The 17,182-nt window shown below is 69.9% G+C and carries 20 protein-coding genes; 10 read left to right on the top strand and 10 right to left on the bottom strand.

The window, feature by feature from the left end; translation table 11 throughout:
- Nucleotides 1-4: 4 nt before the first annotated feature.
- The 10 genes from ccmE to E4A48_RS07040 all read right to left on the bottom strand — a co-directional run bounded on the left by ccmE (nt 5) and on the right by E4A48_RS07040 (nt 7,540).
- Nucleotides 5-481, bottom strand: coding sequence for a cytochrome c maturation protein CcmE (gene ccmE, locus E4A48_RS07085; protein ID WP_058196448.1), 477 nt, complete (start codon nt 479-481; stop codon nt 5-7).
- Complete coding sequence (ccmD, locus tag E4A48_RS07080) at nt 465-680, bottom strand: heme exporter protein CcmD (RefSeq protein ID WP_004425707.1); 216 nt, start codon at nt 678-680, stop codon at nt 465-467. Before ccmD ends, ccmE begins: the two co-directional genes overlap by 17 nt.
- A complete protein-coding gene (locus tag E4A48_RS07075) occupies nt 677-1,480 on the bottom strand; it encodes a heme ABC transporter permease (protein WP_039010140.1) in 804 nt (267 codons plus the stop codon). The genes ccmD and E4A48_RS07075 overlap by 4 nt, the downstream gene beginning before the upstream one ends.
- Nucleotides 1,481-1,491: 11 nt before the next feature.
- Nucleotides 1,492-2,823: a S8 family serine peptidase gene (locus E4A48_RS07070; protein ID WP_039009983.1), complete on the bottom strand. Its 1,332-nt coding sequence runs from the start codon at nt 2,821-2,823 to the stop codon at nt 1,492-1,494.
- Entirely contained in the window at nt 2,820-3,464 is a 645-nt protein-coding gene (locus E4A48_RS07065; RefSeq protein WP_039009982.1) for an anti-sigma factor, read from the bottom strand. The genes E4A48_RS07070 and E4A48_RS07065 overlap by 4 nt, the downstream gene beginning before the upstream one ends.
- A complete protein-coding gene (locus E4A48_RS07060; RefSeq protein WP_039009981.1) occupies nt 3,461-4,045 on the bottom strand; it encodes an RNA polymerase sigma factor in 585 nt (194 codons plus the stop codon). The genes E4A48_RS07065 and E4A48_RS07060 overlap by 4 nt, the downstream gene beginning before the upstream one ends.
- A gap of 64 nt (nt 4,046-4,109) precedes the next feature.
- On the bottom strand, nt 4,110-4,805 hold the full coding sequence (locus tag E4A48_RS07055) for a TorF family putative porin (RefSeq protein ID WP_039009980.1): 696 nt from the start codon (nt 4,803-4,805) through the stop codon (nt 4,110-4,112).
- 375 nt (nt 4,806-5,180) lie between these two features.
- Nucleotides 5,181-5,579 (bottom strand): c-type cytochrome, encoded by a 399-nt coding sequence (locus E4A48_RS07050; RefSeq protein WP_142742130.1) that lies wholly within the window; start codon nt 5,577-5,579, stop codon nt 5,181-5,183.
- A 29-nt stretch (nt 5,580-5,608) separates the two neighbouring features.
- Complete coding sequence (locus E4A48_RS07045; protein WP_142742129.1) at nt 5,609-6,970, bottom strand: cytochrome C; 1,362 nt, start codon at nt 6,968-6,970, stop codon at nt 5,609-5,611.
- Nucleotides 6,971-7,030: 60 nt separating this feature from the next.
- A complete protein-coding gene (locus E4A48_RS07040; protein WP_058196558.1) occupies nt 7,031-7,540 on the bottom strand; it encodes a cytochrome b in 510 nt (169 codons plus the stop codon).
- 349 nt (nt 7,541-7,889) lie between these two features.
- Between E4A48_RS07040 and E4A48_RS07035 the strand changes: the two genes are divergently transcribed.
- The 10 genes from E4A48_RS07035 to E4A48_RS06990 all read left to right on the top strand — a co-directional run bounded on the left by E4A48_RS07035 (nt 7,890) and on the right by E4A48_RS06990 (nt 17,181).
- Nucleotides 7,890-8,306 (top strand): sugar 3,4-ketoisomerase, encoded by a 417-nt coding sequence (locus E4A48_RS07035; protein WP_039009973.1) that lies wholly within the window; start codon nt 7,890-7,892, stop codon nt 8,304-8,306.
- Between the two features lie 4 nt (nt 8,307-8,310).
- Nucleotides 8,311-8,976: an acetyltransferase gene (locus E4A48_RS07030; RefSeq protein ID WP_142742128.1), complete on the top strand. Its 666-nt coding sequence runs from the start codon at nt 8,311-8,313 to the stop codon at nt 8,974-8,976.
- A gap of 4 nt (nt 8,977-8,980) precedes the next feature.
- On the top strand, nt 8,981-9,940 hold the full coding sequence (locus tag E4A48_RS07025) for a glycoside hydrolase family protein (RefSeq protein ID WP_058196559.1): 960 nt from the start codon (nt 8,981-8,983) through the stop codon (nt 9,938-9,940).
- Nucleotides 9,927-10,862, top strand: coding sequence for a GNAT family N-acetyltransferase (locus E4A48_RS07020; RefSeq protein WP_142742127.1), 936 nt, complete (start codon nt 9,927-9,929; stop codon nt 10,860-10,862). The genes E4A48_RS07025 and E4A48_RS07020 overlap by 14 nt, the downstream gene beginning before the upstream one ends.
- Nucleotides 10,859-11,974 (top strand): DegT/DnrJ/EryC1/StrS family aminotransferase, encoded by a 1,116-nt coding sequence (locus tag E4A48_RS07015; RefSeq protein ID WP_142742126.1) that lies wholly within the window; start codon nt 10,859-10,861, stop codon nt 11,972-11,974. The genes E4A48_RS07020 and E4A48_RS07015 overlap by 4 nt, the downstream gene beginning before the upstream one ends.
- Nucleotides 11,971-13,224, top strand: a complete 1,254-nt coding sequence (locus tag E4A48_RS07010; RefSeq protein WP_039009964.1) for an O-antigen translocase — start codon at nt 11,971-11,973, stop codon at nt 13,222-13,224. Before E4A48_RS07015 ends, E4A48_RS07010 begins: the two co-directional genes overlap by 4 nt.
- Nucleotides 13,224-14,165, top strand: a complete 942-nt coding sequence (locus E4A48_RS07005) for a glycosyltransferase (protein WP_142742125.1) — start codon at nt 13,224-13,226, stop codon at nt 14,163-14,165. Before E4A48_RS07010 ends, E4A48_RS07005 begins: the two co-directional genes overlap by 1 nt.
- Nucleotides 14,162-15,343 carry a hypothetical protein gene (locus E4A48_RS07000; RefSeq protein WP_142742124.1) on the top strand — a complete coding sequence of 394 codons (1,182 nt, stop codon included), beginning with the start codon at nt 14,162-14,164 and terminating at the stop codon, nt 15,341-15,343. Before E4A48_RS07005 ends, E4A48_RS07000 begins: the two co-directional genes overlap by 4 nt.
- Nucleotides 15,340-16,197, top strand: coding sequence for a Wzz/FepE/Etk N-terminal domain-containing protein (locus E4A48_RS06995; protein WP_058196564.1), 858 nt, complete (start codon nt 15,340-15,342; stop codon nt 16,195-16,197). The genes E4A48_RS07000 and E4A48_RS06995 overlap by 4 nt, the downstream gene beginning before the upstream one ends.
- 135 nt (nt 16,198-16,332) lie before the next feature.
- Nucleotides 16,333-17,181, top strand: a complete 849-nt coding sequence (locus E4A48_RS06990) for a class I SAM-dependent methyltransferase (protein WP_039010137.1) — start codon at nt 16,333-16,335, stop codon at nt 17,179-17,181.
- Nucleotide 17,182: the final 1 nt, after the last annotated feature.

The raw sequence follows: 17,182 nt of genomic DNA, 5'->3' as shown, positions 1-17,182 counted from the left end.
GGCTTCATGGCGTTGCGGACCGCGCGGCCGGCGCAGCAACCGCTGCCGCAGTGCGACCCGCATGGGCCTGCGCCATCGCGTCCTTCAGTTCCTGCGGCATATAGGTCTCGTCGTGCTTGGCCAGCACCTCGGTGGCGACGAAACCGGCGCCATGCAGCGAACCGGTGGCGATCACCGCCTGGTTGTCTCGGAACAGGTCCGGCAGGATCCCGGTGTAGGCGACCGCGGTGGCGCCGGAGGTATCGATCACGGTGAAGTTCACCCGCAGCGAATCGGCGCTGCGCCGGATCGAGCCGGCCTTGACCATGCCGCCGAGCCGGAATACGCGGTAGCCGTCCGCCTGGCCGGCCTGCACCTGGCTCGGCGTGAACAGGTAGCTGATGTTGTGCTGCAGGGCCAGCACGAACAGGCCGGTGGCGAGCGCGGCCGCGCCCAGCACCAGCAGCACCAGCAGCAGGCGGCGCTTACGGGTGGGATTCATGGTCGAGACCTGAGGCCAGCGACGCGGCGCCGCGTTGGCGACGCGCCTGTTCGCGCAGCAGCTGCGCGCGCGTTTCGGCGAGCAGGCGCCGCTGCCGCCAGCGCGGCAGCAGCGTGTCCAGCAGCAGCACCAGCAGGAACAGCGCGTAGGCGCTCCACACGTAGCCGGCGTAGCCGCCCATCGCCCAGAACCCGCTCATGCCGCGCGCTCCGCCGGCATGGACGGCGCCGCCGGTGCTGCTGCCGGCGCGGGTGCGGCCAGCGCCAGCGCACGCACCCAGCCCTTGCCGCGCTCCAACGCCAGCAGGTCGGTGCGCATGCGCCCGAGCAGGCTGGCCAGGTAGTAGCACTTGCTCGCCAGCACCGCGGTCAGCAGCGGCCACAGCATCGCCAGCGGCATCTTCGACGGCCCCAGCACGCGCACCGTGGAGCCCTGGTGCAAGGTGTTCCACCAGACCACGGAGAAGTGCACGATCGGCAGGTTGATCAGACCGACCAGCGCCAGCAGTGCGGCGGCACGCGCGCCCTGGCGCGGGTCCTCGATCGCGCGGTACAGGCCGATCACGCCCAGGTACAGGAAAAGCAGCACCAGTTCCGAGGTCAGCCGCGCGTCCCAGGTCCACCAGGTGCCCCACATCGGCTTGCCCCACAGCGAGCCGGTGCACAGGGTGATGAAGGTGAACGCGGCGCCGATCGAGGCGGAGGCCATGCACGCCACTTCCGCCAGTTTCAGCCGCCAGACCAGGGCGACGAAGCCGGCCGCGCCCATCGCGCCGTAGACGAACAGGCTCATCCAGGCGCTGGGCACGTGGATGAAGATGATCCGGTAGGCGTCGTGCTGCTGGTAGTCCGGCGGCGCCAGCACCAGTCCGCCGTAGAACGCGACCGCGCCGAGCAGCAGTGCCGCGCCCAGCGCCCACGGCCGGATCGTGCCGGCGACACGGTAGAAGGTCGGCGGCGAGGACAGCCGATGCAGCCATTGCGGAATCCATTTGCCCATGGCCGCCACGCTCAGCGTGCCGTGGCGGCGGCGCGGGGCAGGGCCTGCACCGCGGCGGCGGCATCGACCTGCAGCAGGCCGTCGCGTTGCCGGCTGGTCCGCTGCAGCAGCGCGTGCACGCTGCGCGCATCCAGCTGCGGCGCCAGCGCCAGCAGCAGCGCGACCACGCCGCTGACGTGCGCGGTGGCCATCGACGAGCCGGACGTGAAGTCGTAGCCGCCGTTGGGCTGGGTGGTCAGGATGTCCTCGCCCGGTGCGCTGAGCACACCCGGCGGCGATGTGCTGGCGCTGCTGCTGCGCACCACGATCACCCCCGGGGTGGCATCGGGAAAGCCGTCCAGGCGGCCGTCCGGCGGCATCGCCGCGACCACGATGCGGCCTTGCCGCAGCAACTGCTCGAGCAGCTTGCGCAGCAGCGGATCGGCCGGGCCGCCCAGGCTCAGGTTGATGATGCGCGTGCGCGTATCGCCGATCGCGACCAGCGCCTTGGCCAGGGTGAAGGAGTTGCAGCCGGCGCCGGCGCCGGCGCGCTGCGGGTACCAGCATGCCTTGTACACGTCGAGCAGGGCCTTGGGCGCCATGCCGACGATGCCCAGATGGTTGTTGCTGGCGGCGGCGATGATCCCGGCCACTTCGGTGCCGTGGTGATCGCGATTGAACGCGGTGGGGTCGGCGCCGACCAGGTCGCGCACCTCGCGCAGCCGGCCCTGCAGGTCCGGGTGGGCGGTGTCCACGCCGGTATCGACGATGGCCACGCTCACGCCCTGGCCCTGGCTCAGCAGTTGCGCGCTGGCGGCGTTGGTCGCGGCGAAGCCGCGTTGCATGTCCACGTAGGGATCGTTGTAGCGCAGCGCTTGCGCGGGCTGGGCCGGTGGCGCGGCGTCGGCGTAGGTGGCGAACTCCTGCAGCGGCTGCGACAGGGTGACGCGTTCGTCCTTGGCCAGTTCGGCGAGCAGCGCGTCGCGCTGCTCGCCCGGCGCCGGCTCCAGCACCACGCAGTACACGCCGAGCGGCTTGATCGGCCAGCCGGTCACCTGGCGCAGGCGGTAGCGCTGGGTCAGCGCGTCCAGCGTTGCCGCTGCCTGGGTGCCGGCGCCGTAATACTTGGAAGAGGCATAGCCGATCAGGTTGGAGCCGGCGTGCCGGCCCGGCGCGGCCATCGGGTTGGCCACCGCGAGCACGATCTGGCGCTGGCTGTCCAAGGCCGGTGAGGCGTCCAGGGCCGGGGTCTTCGCTGGCGCCGCTGCGGCAGCGGCGGGCGCGTCGGTGGCGTTGCGCCCGCCATGGGCGCAGGCGCCGAGCGCCAGACAGGCGACGAACAGGCAGGCGCGACGCAGGTTCATGGTGCGGCAATCGGCTCCGCCAGGCGGATGCCCGGCGTCGCACGCAGCTGTTGCACGCTGCGCTGCGGCTGTGCCGGCGCCCCGGCCTGGACCGGCACCACGGTGTAGGCGCCGGCGCCATTGGGGCCGGCGACCACGCGCAACTTCAGCTTGTATAGCACCGCGTCCCAGTCGCCCAGGGTCATGCGCGTGTCCGGCACCACGCGGATCGCGTCCGCCGCCAGCGGCTGCGCTGTCTCGCTGAGGGTGCGGTAGCTGCTGCCCTGGCCCTGGTCGCTGGCGGACAGCCTGACCCCGAGCACGCCCAGCCCCACCGCCTGCACCAGCGCCGCGGCGACCAGCGCGCGCGTGGTCCAGCTGGCGCGCACGCGCGCCGGCAGGCGCTGCGGCTCGGGCGCGTCGAGGCGGCCGAGCAGGCGCTGCAGCCCGGCCTCGGCATCCACCGGCACGTCGCTGGGCAGCGACATCGCCATGCGCAGCCGGCTCTGCTGCGCGAACTCGGCGCTGCAGGAGGCGCACTTGGCCAGGTGCGCGATCAGCCACTCATGTTCTTCTTCCGTGGCGCTGGCCTGCAGCACCCACGGCATCAGTTCCCAGGCGTGCGAGCATTCGTTGCCCGGTTCGTTGCAGCCTGTCTTCATGACACGCTCTCCGTCAGAGGGGAAGTGCCGCCGGCCAATCCCGGCAGCACGTTGCGCAGCTTGACCCGCGCATGGAACAGCCGCGCCTTGATGGTGCCCACCGGACACTGCATGATCGCCGCGACTTCTTCGAGTTTGTGGCCCAGGCCGTAGACCAGCTCGACCACCATGCGCTGGTCGGCCGACAGCCGCTCCAGGCCCTTGCCCAGCCAGTCGCGCAGCTCGCGGTCCTCGTCCGGGTCGGTCGCGGCGAAGTGGTCTTCGGCGTTCACTCCGTCATCGATCGCATCGTCGCTGTGGTGGCGGATCGCCTTGAGCCCGCAGCGGTAGGCGATGCCCATGATCCAGGTCGAGACCTGCGAGTCGCCGCGGAAATCGCCGGCTTTCTGCCAGGCGATCCAGAAGCAGTCGTTGATCGCCTCCTCGATGATGTCCGGGCGCCGGGTCAGCCGCGACAGGAACCGGCACAGGCGCCCATGGTAGTTGCGGTACAGGGTCGCCAGCGCGTCGCGGTCGGCGCCGGCCATGCGCCGGAGCAGCATGCGGTCGGTGGCATCGCCTAGTGGATCGGTGTCGGTCATGGAGGGCAAGCTTGGCAACGGGCACCGGTATGTGCCGGGTCGGCACGGAAAGGTTGCGTGCGGATCAGAACGCGCGCGACAGCGTCGCCACCCACGGCCAGATGCCGTTGCGGCGCCTGGTGTAGATGCTGTGCGCGTCGCTGAACACGCGGTCGATCTCCACGCTCCAGGCGCCGGCATTCCACATCAGCCCGGCGTGGCCGTAGCTGTAGTGGTTCGCATAATCCAGCCCGTACAGGGCCGCCGGGGCCTGGCTGATGCCGATCCCGGCCGACAGCGACAGCTGCGCCCGCAGTGGCTGGTGGACGGTGAGGTCGGCAGCGCCGTAGTAGCGGCCGGGGTAGCTGTCGGGCAGCGTGAACGCGGCCGCCGAGACGCTGAGCCGGTCGCGGTACGACCAGCCGATGCTGGCCTCGTTGCGGTTCAACGCGCGGTTGATGCGGTTGCCGGGATAGCTGTAGCGCACCAGCCCGACCTGCATCTGCCAGCTGTCGGACAGGGTCCAGCTGCGCGATAGTTCGAGCGTGGTCAGCAGTTGATGGCCGGGCGCGTCCAGCGCCGAACTGGCAGAGGCGCTCAGCGACCAGCCCGGCGCTGGCAGCCAGTAGCCGGCGAGCTGCAGCGACGGGGTATCGGAGGTCACGGCGATGCCGCGATCCACCAATTGCGTACTGATTCCGACCGCGCCGCCGACCTTGGCGGCCAGCGCCGTGCCCGGCAGGCACAGCGCCAGCGCCAGCGCGCCGTGTAGCGCAGACATGCACGCGGGCGGCGGACGCGCTGACAGCGGGTGCGCGGCAGCTGGCACGGGACTAGCCGCGGCCACGCAGATCAGCCGGCGCACCCAGCACGCCGGCGGCCGCCGCGGCCGTGGGCAGCGGGTGCAGGCGGGGCGCACGCAGACAGGGAGCCGGGCGGCGGAATGGCGGTTGTGCACGGTCGCTCGATGGTCGCGGGTCCAATCGCGGGGAACGCTCGGGGCCGGGCGGCGGCAATGCCGGACCGCTCGCCCCCCGGGGCAGGTCGGCATTATCGGCATTGCCGCCCGGCTGCGCCGCGCCGGGCGCCGGCTTGTGGACACCCGGTTCAGTTTCGAAGATGGCGTGATCGGGGGCCGACGTCACTGCCGCGCAGGTCAATGCAGGGAATGCAGATAGGCAATCAGCTCCTCCAGCTGCTTGCTGTCGTCGAGCCCGTCGTATTTCATGTTGGCGCCGGGAATGCCCTTGGACGCCGGCTGCGACAGGTAGCTGCGCAGCTTGTCGTCGCTCCAGGTCCACTGGGTCTTCTTCATCGCGTCCGAGTAGCGGTAGTCCGGCACGCTGCCGGCGCTGCGCCCGACCACGCCGAACAGGGTCGGGCCTTTCTTGTTCTTGCCCGGCGCCGCGCTATGGCATTCGGCGCATTCGCTGGCGAACACGCCGGCGCCAGGCAGGCCGCCGCCGGCATGCGCGGCGGGCGCGAGCGCGACGCCGAGCGGCAGCAGGCTGGCCATCAAGGTGCACCACAGGGGAAATGCGTTGGTTGGTTTCATGACGATCCGTGGGTGGGGGAAAGGTGTACTCAGAAGGCGAGGCTCAGCGCCAGCGAGAACTGGTTCAGGTCGTGCGGGCGGGTCACCGGCAGGGCGCCGAACACGTTGCCGGTGCTGCCGTTGAACTTGCTGAAACGGAACCAGGTGGCGGACAGGCGCAGGTTGGCGATCGAGGTGAAGGAATCGTCCTTGCCGAACGGCGCCCAGGACGCGCTGATCAGGTTGCTGGTGGTGTCCGGCGCGCCGTACGGGCGGTAGCGGAACGCGTCGTCCGAGCCGGTATTGATGAAGTGCGCCAGCAACAGGCTGTAGCTCTGCTTGTAGGTGTAGTTGAGGTTGATCGACTGGTCGCGGATGCTGCCGCGGCGCAGTCCGGCCACGCTCGGATCGGCCGGGTCGATCAGCGCGCTGCCGTAGCGGCGGCGTTCGTAGATGTTGAGATAGCCCAGCTTGAGGATGTGCTCGCGGGTGCCCAGGAACTGGTAGTTCAGGTCGTAGCCCAGGTCGGTGAAGTCGTCGCGCGGGCCGCTGCTGCGCGGCAGCTGGCGCTGGGTGGTCAGGGCGACCACGCCGGCGGAGAAGAACTGCTTCTTCAGGTCCTTCATGTAGCTCAGGCGCAGGTAGCCGGTGTCGCTGAGCTTGCCCGGGTCGCCGCCGACCGCGTAGCCGAGATCGTCCTGGGTGGAGACCGGCAACGCGTTGTAGGTGCCGATCTCGCCGTACCAGTTGCGGTCGTACACGCCATAGACGCTGGTGCCGATCACCCGGTTGGACAGCGAGGACTGGTTGAGCAGGGTGGTGGAGCTGGCGTAGGCCGAGGCCGGACCCAGGCCGGAGGCGTTGGGCAGCATGCCGATCGGATCCTGGCTGCCCGGATTGTTGTTGACGCTGACCCCGAGCAGCGCGTCCTTGCCGCCGAGCTTGAAGGTCTTGGCGACGAAGCGCAGGTCCACGTTGTCCAGCCTGGTGGTGAACTTGTCCTTGCCGTTGTTGCTGCTGGAGACCTTGATGTAGCCGCCGACGTTGTCGCTGACCCGCCCGGCCAGGTACAGGTCGGCCTCGCTGAGCTGGTTGTTGGTCTTGCCGCGCACCGGCACGCTGCGGGTGCCGGTGAGTTGCGCCGATGCCGGGATCTTGGTCCCGTTGCCGTCGCTGTCGGTGTAGCCGTTGAGCTTGAAACGCATGCCGTACGGGGTCAGCGCCGGCCCGTAGGCGCCGATGTGGCAGTCCGCGCAGGAGGAGCCGGTCTGCCGCGCGAACGCCGGCACCGCCGCGGCGCGCGGGCTGACCAGCAGCAACAGCGAGCCCAGCGTGGACCACAGCAGGGCCTGCTCGGCGCCACGCAGCCTGGCGGCGCGGAAGAAGGAAGGAGAAGACGGTGTGGTCTGCATGCGGGTGGTCCTTGAGCGGGTCGGCGCGGCGGCGGACGAGGGAAGGGCGTAAGGCGCGGCTCAGCCGCGGCGGAAGCGCAGCATTCGCCGCAACGTGTCGTCGCGGCGCACGAAGTGGTGCCACAGCGCGGCACCGATATGCAGCAGGATCAGCCCGAGCAGCGCCCAGGCGGCATCCACGTGCCAGGCGCCGAGCGTGTCGGCCAGATCCGGATCGGCGGCGACCAGCTCGGGAAGGGTGATGGCGAACAGATGCACCGGCTTGCCCATGGACTGGCTCAGCGCCCAGCCCAGCACCGGCAGGGTCAGCAGCAGCGCATACATGACCACGTGGGTGAGCCCGGCGAGCGCGCGCAGCAGCGGCGAGGTGGCATCGGCATCGTGGCGTTTGCCCAGGCGCAGGCGCAGCGCCACGCGCAGGAAGAACAGGCCAAGGACGAACAGGCCGAAATGCCGGTGTCCCTCCAGCAACCATTGGCGTACGGCGCGGCCCTCGACCTCTTCGCGCAGCAGGATCAGGCTCGCCGCCAGCACCAGGCACAGCACGGTGAGCCAGTGCAGGACCACCATTGGCCGCGGCAAGCCTGCCGTTGCGGATGGGTGCGGCGACTGCGCTGGCGCTGTGGAGAGCGGGGGGCCGTCGTCGGCCTGCGTGGGTGAAGTCATGGTGGAGTGCCCTGTCCAGGTCGTGTCGATGGAATGCGGGTTGCCGTGCGTGGCGTCGCGCTGCGCCACCCGCGGGCAGCGCAACGGCTGGCGCAGTGGTGGTCGCAGATGGGTGCCGGGCGCGCGGCAAAAGGTTGCGTCGGCGTGGCGGCGGCGTTCGCATCGGTGTTGCATGTGGCATGGCGCAACCTTTGCGCCGGCCGGCGGCACTCAGCCTGGTACCTCCGCGTCGGAGTCCGTGTCGGACACACTCATGGCAATCGAACGAATCCAGTTGCGCACGCACGGCGACGAGCGCGGCCTGCTGGTGGCTCTGGAACAGCAACGCGACGTGCCCTTCGACATCCGCCGCGTGTACTACCTGTTCGCCACCAAGAACGGCGTGCACCGCGGACAGCATGCGCACCGCCATCTCAACCAGTTGGCGGTGGCCCTGCATGGCTCGGTGTCGTTCCTGCTCGACGACGGCAGCGGACCGGTGCAGGTGGTGCTGGACGATCCCTGCCAGGGCCTGCTGCTGGGCAGCATGGTGTGGCGCGACCTGTACGATTTCAGCGGCGACTGCGTGCTGATGGTGCTGGCCGACCAGGCCTACGATCCGACCGACTACATCCTCGACTACGACGAGTTCCTGCGCGAAGCCGCGGGCGAACGCAGGCAGGAGGCGTAGGCGCATGGCACGGCCACTGGTGATCATCGGCGCGGGCGAACTGGCACAGATCGCCTGCGAGTACTTCAGCCACGACAGCGACTACGAGGTCGCGGCCTTCAGCGCCGAGCGCGCCTACATCGCCGCGCCGACGCTGGCCGAGCGGCCGGTGGTGGCGTACGAGGAGTTGGAGCGGCTGTACCCGCCGGCCGAGGTCGAGGCGTTCGTGGCGATTCCGGCCAGCGGCCTCAACCGCCTGCGCACGCGGTTTTTCCTCGACGCCAAGCGCCGCGGCTATCGCCTGGCCAGCTACGTCAGTTCGCGGGCCTTCGTCTGGCGCAATGCGCAGCTGGGCGAGAACTGTTTCGTGTTCGAAGGCAATGTGGTGCAGCCGTTCACCCGCATCGGCGACAACTGCATCCTGTGGAGCGGCAACCACATCGGCCACCGCACGGTGATCCACGACCACGTGTTCGTGGCCTCGCATGCGGTGATTTCCGGCTATTGCGAAATCGGCCAGAGCAGCTTCATCGGGGTCAATGCCACCTTCAGCGACGGGGTTAAGGTCGCCGCGGACAACGTGATCGGCGCCGGTGCGCTGGTCACCCGCGACACCGAGCCGGGCCGGGTCTACGTCGGTTCCCCGGCGCGTGCGGTGGCCGGCAAGTCCAGCTTCGACGTGACGCTCTGACGCCATGTTCGATTGGAGCAAACGCGGCCTGGCGTTCGCCACCGCACGCGACGGGGTCGGCGGCTGGATGCGGCATTCGGCGTTGACGCCGACCCCGCATCGCCTGGATGCCGAACTGATCCGGGTCTACGCCGGCTTCCGCGACGACGCCGGGGTCAGCCGCATTGGTTACGTCGATGTGCGTGGCGACGCTCCGACCCGGGTAGTGCGGGTCAGTGCCGCGCCGGTGCTGGACATCGGACGCGACGGCTGCTTCGACGACAACGGCATGATCCTCGGCGACGTGGTCGCCGCGCCGGATGGGCTGTACATGTTCTATGTCGGCTTCCAGCGCGTGGCCAAGGCCAAGTTCCTGGCCTTCACCGGATTGGCGGTATCCAGCGACGGCGGCGAGACGTTCCAGCGCCGCCAGGACACGCCGCTGCTGGACCGCGCCCCTGGGCGCAGCACCATCGCCGCGGTGCATTCGGCACGCTACGAGGACGGCCGCTGGCGGCTGTGGTACGCCGTGGGCGACGACTGGGAGCACATCGACGGCACGCCGTTCCCGCGCTACCACATCCGCTACGCCGAAACCGACGACCTGCAGTCGATCCCGCGCCAGGACACGCTGTGCCTGCAGCCGCAGGGCAGCGAATACCGGATCGGCCGCCCGCGCGTCTACCGCCACCAGGGCGGCTACCTGATGTACTTCACCCGCGGCAATGTCGGCGGCGCGTATTTCCCCGGCGTGGCGCGCAGCGCCGACGGCCGCCACTGGCAGCGGTGCGACGAGGCCTTCGGCCTGGCGCTTTCGCCCGGCGGCTGGGACGCGCGCACGCTGTGCTATCCGGCGCTGATCCGGCACCGCGACCGCGTGCTGATGTTCTACAACGGCAACGACATGGGCCGCGACGGCTTCGGCGTGGCGGTGGCGCCGCTGCTGCAGGGCGCGGGCGAGGGAAGCGGCGATGTATTCGGTTAGGCCCTATCGCGCCGAGGATGCGCCGGCCTGGGACGCGTTGATCGCCGAATCCCGCAACGGCAACCTGCTGCACCGGCGCGGCTACATGGACTACCACGCCGAGCGCTTCGTCGATGCCTCGCTGCTGGTCGAACGCGGTTGTGCGCTGCTGGCGGTGTTCCCGGCCAACATCGAAGGCACGCGCGTGGTCAGCCATGCCGGGCTGAGCTATGCCGGGCTGCTGTCCGCGCATGGGCTGCGCGCGGCGGCGACGCTGGATGTGTTCGAGCAGATCGCCGCGCATTACCGCGCCGAGGGCGTGCACGAGCTGCTGTACAAGGCGGTGCCGCACCTGTTCCATGCGTCGCCCGCGGACGAGGATCTGTACGTGTTGCACCGGCTCGGCGCGCGCTTGCAGCGCCGCGACCTGTCCTCGGCCATCGCCTTGCGCGAACGGCCGCGCTTCGCCGCCGAACGGCGGCGCTCGATCGGCAAGGCGCGCAAAGCCGGCCTGCGCGTGCAGCGCAGCGACGACCCGGCCCCGTTCCATGCGCTGCTGAGCGAGGTGCTGCAGCGCCATGGCGCCACGCCCACCCACAGCCTGCAGGAACTGCGCCTGTTGTGCGGGCGCTTTCCGGAACAGCTGCTGCTGTACGAAGTGCGCGACGGCGATGCGCTGCTGGCCGGCACGCTGCTGTACGACTTCGGCCGGGTGGTGCACACCCAGTACCTTGCCTGCTCCGAGCAGGGCCGGCGCGTGGATGCGCTGAGCATGCTGCTGGCCGATCTGATCGAAGACCGCTACGCGCAGCGCGCGTATTTCAGCCTCGGCATTTCCACCGAGCAGCAAGGCCAGGTGCTCAACGACGGCCTGGTCACGCAGAAGGAGCGCTTCGGCGCGCGCGGCGTGGTCCACGATTTCTACGCCTGGGATCTGCGATGAGCGTGCCGTTCCTGGACCTGCGCGCGCTCAACGCCCGCTATGCCGACGCACTGAAGGCCGCGGCGGCACGGGTCATCGACTCGGGCTGGTATGTGCTGGGCGAGGAGCTCGACGCGTTCGAGCGCGAGTTCGCCGGCTATTGCGGCACCGAACATGCGATCGGCGTGGGCAACGGCATGGACGCGCTGACCCTGATCCTGCGCGGCTACCGCGAACTGGGCAGGCTGTGCGACGGCGACGAAGTGATCGTGCCGGGCAACACCTTCATCGCCAGCTTCCTGGCGATCAGCGAGAACCGGCTGCTGCCGGTGCCGGTGGAGCCGGACCCGCTCAGCTTCAACCTGGATCCGGCCAGCGTGGAGCGCGCGATCGGCCCGCGCACGCGGGCGATCATGGCGGTGCACTTGTACGGCCAGCTGGCGGACATGGCCGCGCTGCAAACGCTGGCGCGCCAGCACGGTCTGCTGCTGATCGAGGACGCGGCGCAGGCGCACGGCGCGCGCCTGCACGGGCGCCACGCCGGCAGTTTCGGCGACGCCGCCGGTTTCAGTTTCTTCCCCGGCAAGAACCTGGGCGCGCTCGGCGACGGCGGCGCGGTGACCACCGACGATGCCGCGCTGGCCGCGCAGATCCGGATGCTGCGCAACTATGGGTCGGACATTAAGTACCGGCACCTGGTGCAAGGCGTGAACTCGCGCCTGGACGAAATGCAGGCGGCGCTGCTGCGGGTCAAGCTGAACCACCTGGATGCCGACATCGCCCTGCGCCGCGATGTGGCGCGGCGCTACCGCGCCGGCATCGTGCATCCGCAGCTGCAACTGCCGCAGGTGGCCGACGAGGCGGCCCACGCCTGGCATCTGTTCGTGCTGCGCTGCGCCCGGCGCGACGCGCTGCAGCGCCATCTGCAGGCCAGCGACATCCATTGCCTGGTGCACTATCCGGTCGCGCCGCACCGGCAGCCGGCCTATGCCGCACTGAGCGGACGCAGCCTGCCGCTGTGCGAACAACTGCACCGCGAGGTGCTGAGCCTGCCGATCGGGCCGACCCTGGATGCGGCCGCGGTGCAGCGGGTGATCGACGCCTGCCTGGCGTTCGGGGCCACCACGGCATGAACGTGCTGCGCAGCGGCCTGTACAGCGGCGTGGCCACCGCGGCCAAGCTGCTGGCTGCGTTGCTGGTGCTCAAGCTGGTCGCGGTGTATGCCGGGCCGGCCGGCGTGGCCCGGCTCGGCCAGTTCACCAGCCTGATGTCGTTGCTGGCGGTGCTGGCCGGCGGCGGCATCGGCGCGGGCATCGTCAAGTACGTGGCCGAGTACCGCGACGATGCGCAGAAACTGGCGCGACTGCTCGGTGCGGCGCTGGGCTATGCGTGCTGTGCGGCCTGCGTGATGGGCGTTGTCGCGCTGCTGTTCAGCCGCCAGATCGCGCAGCGCCTGCTCGGCGATCCGCACTACCAGAGCCTGATCTGCGTGCTGGCCGTGGCCCAGCTCGGCATCGCCCTGGTCAACTACATCCTGGCGGTGGTCAACGGCTTCATGGACGTACGCCGGCTGGCCTTCATCCAGGTCGCCGGCTCGGTGCTCAGCGTGCTGGTGGTGCTGTGGCTGTCGCGCTGGCTGCAGCTGTACGGCGCGCTGCTGGCGCTGGTCGCCGGGCAGGTGTTGTGGCTGTGCGCCGGCCTGCCGGCGCTGCGGCGCAGCCCGTACTTCCGCCGCGACATGCTGCGCATCCGCTTCGATGCGGAAATGACCCGGCGCCTGGCCGCATTCTCGGTGATGACCCTGACCTCGGCGCTGCTGCCGCTACTGGTCAACATCGGCGTGCGCGACCATCTGGCCGCAACCTTCGGCTGGCAGCAGGTCGGCTACTGGCAGGCGGTGAGCAAGGTGTCCGAAGCCTATCTGCTGTTCTTCACCACCGCGATCAACGTCTACTACCTGCCCAAGCTGGCGGCGCTGCGCGACCGCGCCGGGCTGCTGCTGGAATTGCGCACCGCCTACCGCTACGTGCTGCCGGCGGTGATCGCCTTGGCCGCGGCGATCTATGTGTGCCGCGACTGGATCACGCGCTTGCTGTTCGCCGTCGACTTCGCCGCCGCCGCACCGCTGTACGCGCCGCAGCTGGTCGGCGACGTGATCAAGATCGCCTCGTTCGTCCTTTCGTACCTGATGCTGGCCAAGGCGATGACCCGGCTGTTCGTGGTGTCCGAATGCGTATTCGCCGCCAGCTATCTGGGGCTGGTGTATCTGTTCACCGCGCGCATGGGCCTGATCGGGGCGGCATACGCGTTCGCGGTCAACTACGCGCTGTATCTGGCGTTCAACGTCGTGGTGGTGCGTCGCTACCTGGGAGGACTGCGCTGATGGCCGAACTCGAACCGCGCAGCGATGCGCCGCTGGTGTCGGTGCTGGTGCCGGCATACAACCACGAACGCTTCGTGCAGCGCTGCCTGGACAGCGTGCTGGAAGATCCTTACCCGAACAAGGAACTGGTGATCGTCGACGACGGCTCCAGCGACGCCACCGCCGCGCGCATCGCCGAGTGGATCGCGCGGCACGGGCAGCGCATCCCGGTGCGGTTCTGGACGCGCGAGAATCGCGGCATCGCCGCCACGCTGAACCATCTGGTGGCGATGGCCAGCGGCGAGTTCCTGCGCCTGGGCGCCAGCGACGACTATCTGCTGCCGGGCGGTCTGGCCGCGCAGGTCGCCTATCTGCGCGCATCGCCGGGCAAGACCGCGGTGATCGGCGATGCGGTGGTGGTCGATGCGGACGGTCTCCTGCTGCATCAGAGCAGCATGCGCGACCTGCACGGCGTGGACAAACGCCTGTACCTGAGCGACGCCGGCATCCGCCGCGCGGTGATCCGGCACTGGGCGGTGAGCGGGGCGGTGGCGCTAGTGCGGCGCAGCGCGCTGCAGGCGCGCGTGGCCTGGGACGAAGAACTGCACATCGAGGACTGGGATTTCTTCCTGCGCCTGGTCGCGCGCGACGCGCTGGGCTTCATCGACGTCGGCGTCTGCGCCTACCGGCTGCATGGCGCCAACGCCAGCAGGACCCGGCATCTGCCCAGCCGCCTGGCCAATCTGACCGAGTCGCGGCAGGTGGCGCTGCGCCGCGCCGCGCTGTTCGATGCGCCGTGCCGCACGCTGCTGCATGCGCAGGCGCACTACATCGCGGCCAAGATCGCGTTCCTGCGGCGCCAGCCGGCGGCGCTGGGCGGCCACCTGCTGGCGCATGCCTGGCTGTCGTTGCTGGCACGCCTGCGGCCGGCCGCGGCGGCGCCGCTGGCCGAGCGCGCATGAAACGCCTGTTGCGCCTGCCGTCGAGCTATTTCGGCCTGCCGCTGCTGTTCAGTTGCGCGCTGACCCTGCTCAGCTTCGATCTGCCGCCCGGCTATGCCGCCGGCATCGCCTTGCTGGCCGCCGCGGCCGCAACGACGCTGCTGCTGGATGCGTTGCATGGCATCCGCCTGCCGTCGCTGGCCGCGTTTCGCGCGCGGCGCTATGCCGGCACCCGCGAGGCCTTCGTCGCGCTGTGCCTGGCCGCACTGGTCGGCGTGTTCTGCGTGCTGGACCTGGCGCTGTTCCCGATCCCCCTGTTCACCAATCCTTCCGCGTATGCCGACCTGACGCCGCTGCATGCGCACGTGCGGCACCTGTCCAACATGTGCTGGATCCTGCCGCCGATCGCGCTGTTGTGCGTGCGCGACAAGGCGCTGCGCAACGCGATGATCGTCGCCGGCTTCGTGTTCCCGGTGCTGGTGATCGACCGCAACCGCATCTTCGCCGGGTTGTTCAGCTTCGGCCTGCTCCTGCTGCTGCGGCGCGATCCGGCACGGCCGGTGCCGTGGAAGGCCATCGTGGCGTTGCTGGTCGCCGGCGGCGCGGCGTTCTCGCTGCTGGGCACGCTGCGCTCTGGTTCGCTGGATTCGGTGACGCTGCCGTTCGGCGCGCTGTACCGCGCCGCGCCGCAAGGCATCAAGTGGCTGCTGCTGTACATCGGCGCCGGCCCATACAACTTCGGCGCGATGCTGGCCAAGGACTACGTCAACGCCAGTTTCCTGGTCAACCAGTTGGTGCCGCTGAGCGGCTCGATCGCCACCGCCGGCACCGGCATTCCGCTGGATGCGCCGAACATCAACGTCGGCACCGAATTCTTCCCGTTCCTGCTGGCCGGCGGCGCCGGCGCCGCACTGGCCGCGATGCTGGCGCTATACGCGGCGCTGCTGTGGAGCGTGCGCCTGCTCGGCAGCACGGTGTCGCTGTTCAACCTGCTGGTGTTCCTGCGCATCGCCTACGCCTGCCTGATGTCGCCGTTCGCACCGCAGGCCTTCACCTGGACCAACGCCGGCTTCATCGCGCTGTGCCTGGTCCTGCACGCCTGCAGCGCGCTGTTGCCGAACCGTCGCGCTGCCGCGGCGGCGGGCAGGGCGGGGCAGGCGCTATCGCCACCTTTTTCTCCGAGAAGTGCCTTGCCATGAAAGAAGACGAAATCTACCTGATCGACCTGTGGCAGATCCTGCGCCGCGAGTGGACCTGGTGCGTGCTGCCGCTGCTCGCGGCGCTGGCGCTGGCATTCGCCTTCCTGCATGTCGCCACGCGCCAGTGGCAAGCCACCGCGTGGGTGCAGGTCGGCGAATTCGGCCCGACCCCGGCCGGGCGCGATCCCAAGCTGGAGCCGTTCCAGCGCGTGATTGAGCGGATCAAGACCCGGCTGTTCCAGGACCAGGTGCTGCACAGCCTGGGCCTGCCGTTGGACGGGGGGGAGGCCGCGTTGTACCGCAGCAGCCTGAAACTGGACCCGGATCCCTACGCCAACCTGATCGCGTTGAGCCTGCGTTCCGAGTCGGCGCAGCGGGCGCGCGCCCTGGCCGCGGCGACGACGGCGCAGCTGCAGGCGCTGCATCGGCGCATCCAGGCCGTCCCGATGCAGCAGGCCCGCGAACGCCTGCAGGACATCGGCAGCGAACTCGCCGCGACCCAGGACGAGCGCGCAGTCTTGCTGCAACAGCAGGCCGAGCGCAAGGGCAGCGTCGAGCAGCAATTGCTCGGCAACATGCTGTTGTCGGAAAAGAACGCGACCATCCGCAGCCTGAAGTCCGAGCGCGACGACCTGCTCGCCCGGCTCGGCGCACGCTATACCTACGACACCTCCGCGCCATGGGCGGCGGAGGTGCCCGAACGCCCGGCGTTTCCCAATCCGGTGCTGGTGCTTGCGGTGGCGCTGATGCTGGGCGGCGGTCTGGGCGTATTCGCCGCGATCGCCCGCAACGCGCTGCGGCGCCGGCATGCCGCACCCACGCCACCGCCTGTGCAGGCCGCCAGCGGCGCATAAGCGCGACAACGGACCACAGCGCTCACGCCGATTCAACCAAACCGGCCGCTGCCCGCACTCACGGGCGTACCGTGCGATCCGCGCTTGCGGCCGGCACGGCGGTTCCCGACGATGGCAGGCGAGTGGAGAGTGGATGTGAGTGCGAATGGCAAGCCCGGCGCCGCTGCGCGCGCGGCGACGATCGACCCGGCGCTGCTGCTGGAAACCCAGCGCGCCTTCGATAGCGTCGCCGCCGATTACGACGGCCCGCGCGGCAACAACGAGCTGATCCAGCGCATGCGCACCACACTGTGGGACACGGTGGCCGCGCAGTTGCCGGTCGGCGCGCGGCTGATCGACCTGGGCTGCGGCACCGGCCTGGACGCCCATGAGTTCGCGCAGCGTGGCTACCACGTGCTGGCCACCGACTGGTCGCCGCAGATGGTGGCGCGCACCCGGCAGCGGGCGCAGGACCCGGCGCTGCACGGGCGGCTCAGCGCGGCGCACGTCGGCATCCAGCAACTGGACCGACTCGACGGCGAGTTCGACGGTATGTATTCCAACTTCGGCCCGCTGAACTGCGCACCGGATCTGCCCGCGGTCGCCGCCGAATGCGCGCGCCTGCTGCGCCGCGACGGGCGCCTGGTGTTCTCGGTGATCGGGCGCCTGTGCCCATGGGAAGTGGGCCATTACGCGCTGCGCGGACGCTTCCGCCGCGCCGCGGTGCGTGGTGCGCGCGGGGTCACCGCGGTGGGCATGAACGGGCACACGATCTGGACCTGGTACTACCTGCCGCGCGAGTTCTACCGCGCCTTTTCCGCGCATTTCGCCCTGGAATCCTATCGCGCGCTCAGCCTGTGCCTGCCGCCGCCGTACCTGGTCGAGCATTACCGCCGCCACCCGCGCTGGGGCGAACGCCTGGGCCGGCTGGACGATCGCATCGGCGGCTGGCCGCTGCTGCGCGACATGGGCGATCACTTCCTGATCGTGATGCGCAAGCGCTGAC

It is taken from the genome of Xanthomonas translucens pv. cerealis, assembly GCF_006838285.1.
Lineage (GTDB): Bacteria > Pseudomonadota > Gammaproteobacteria > Xanthomonadales > Xanthomonadaceae > Xanthomonas_A > Xanthomonas_A cerealis.
This window is presented reverse-complemented; position numbering and strand designations above follow the sequence as displayed.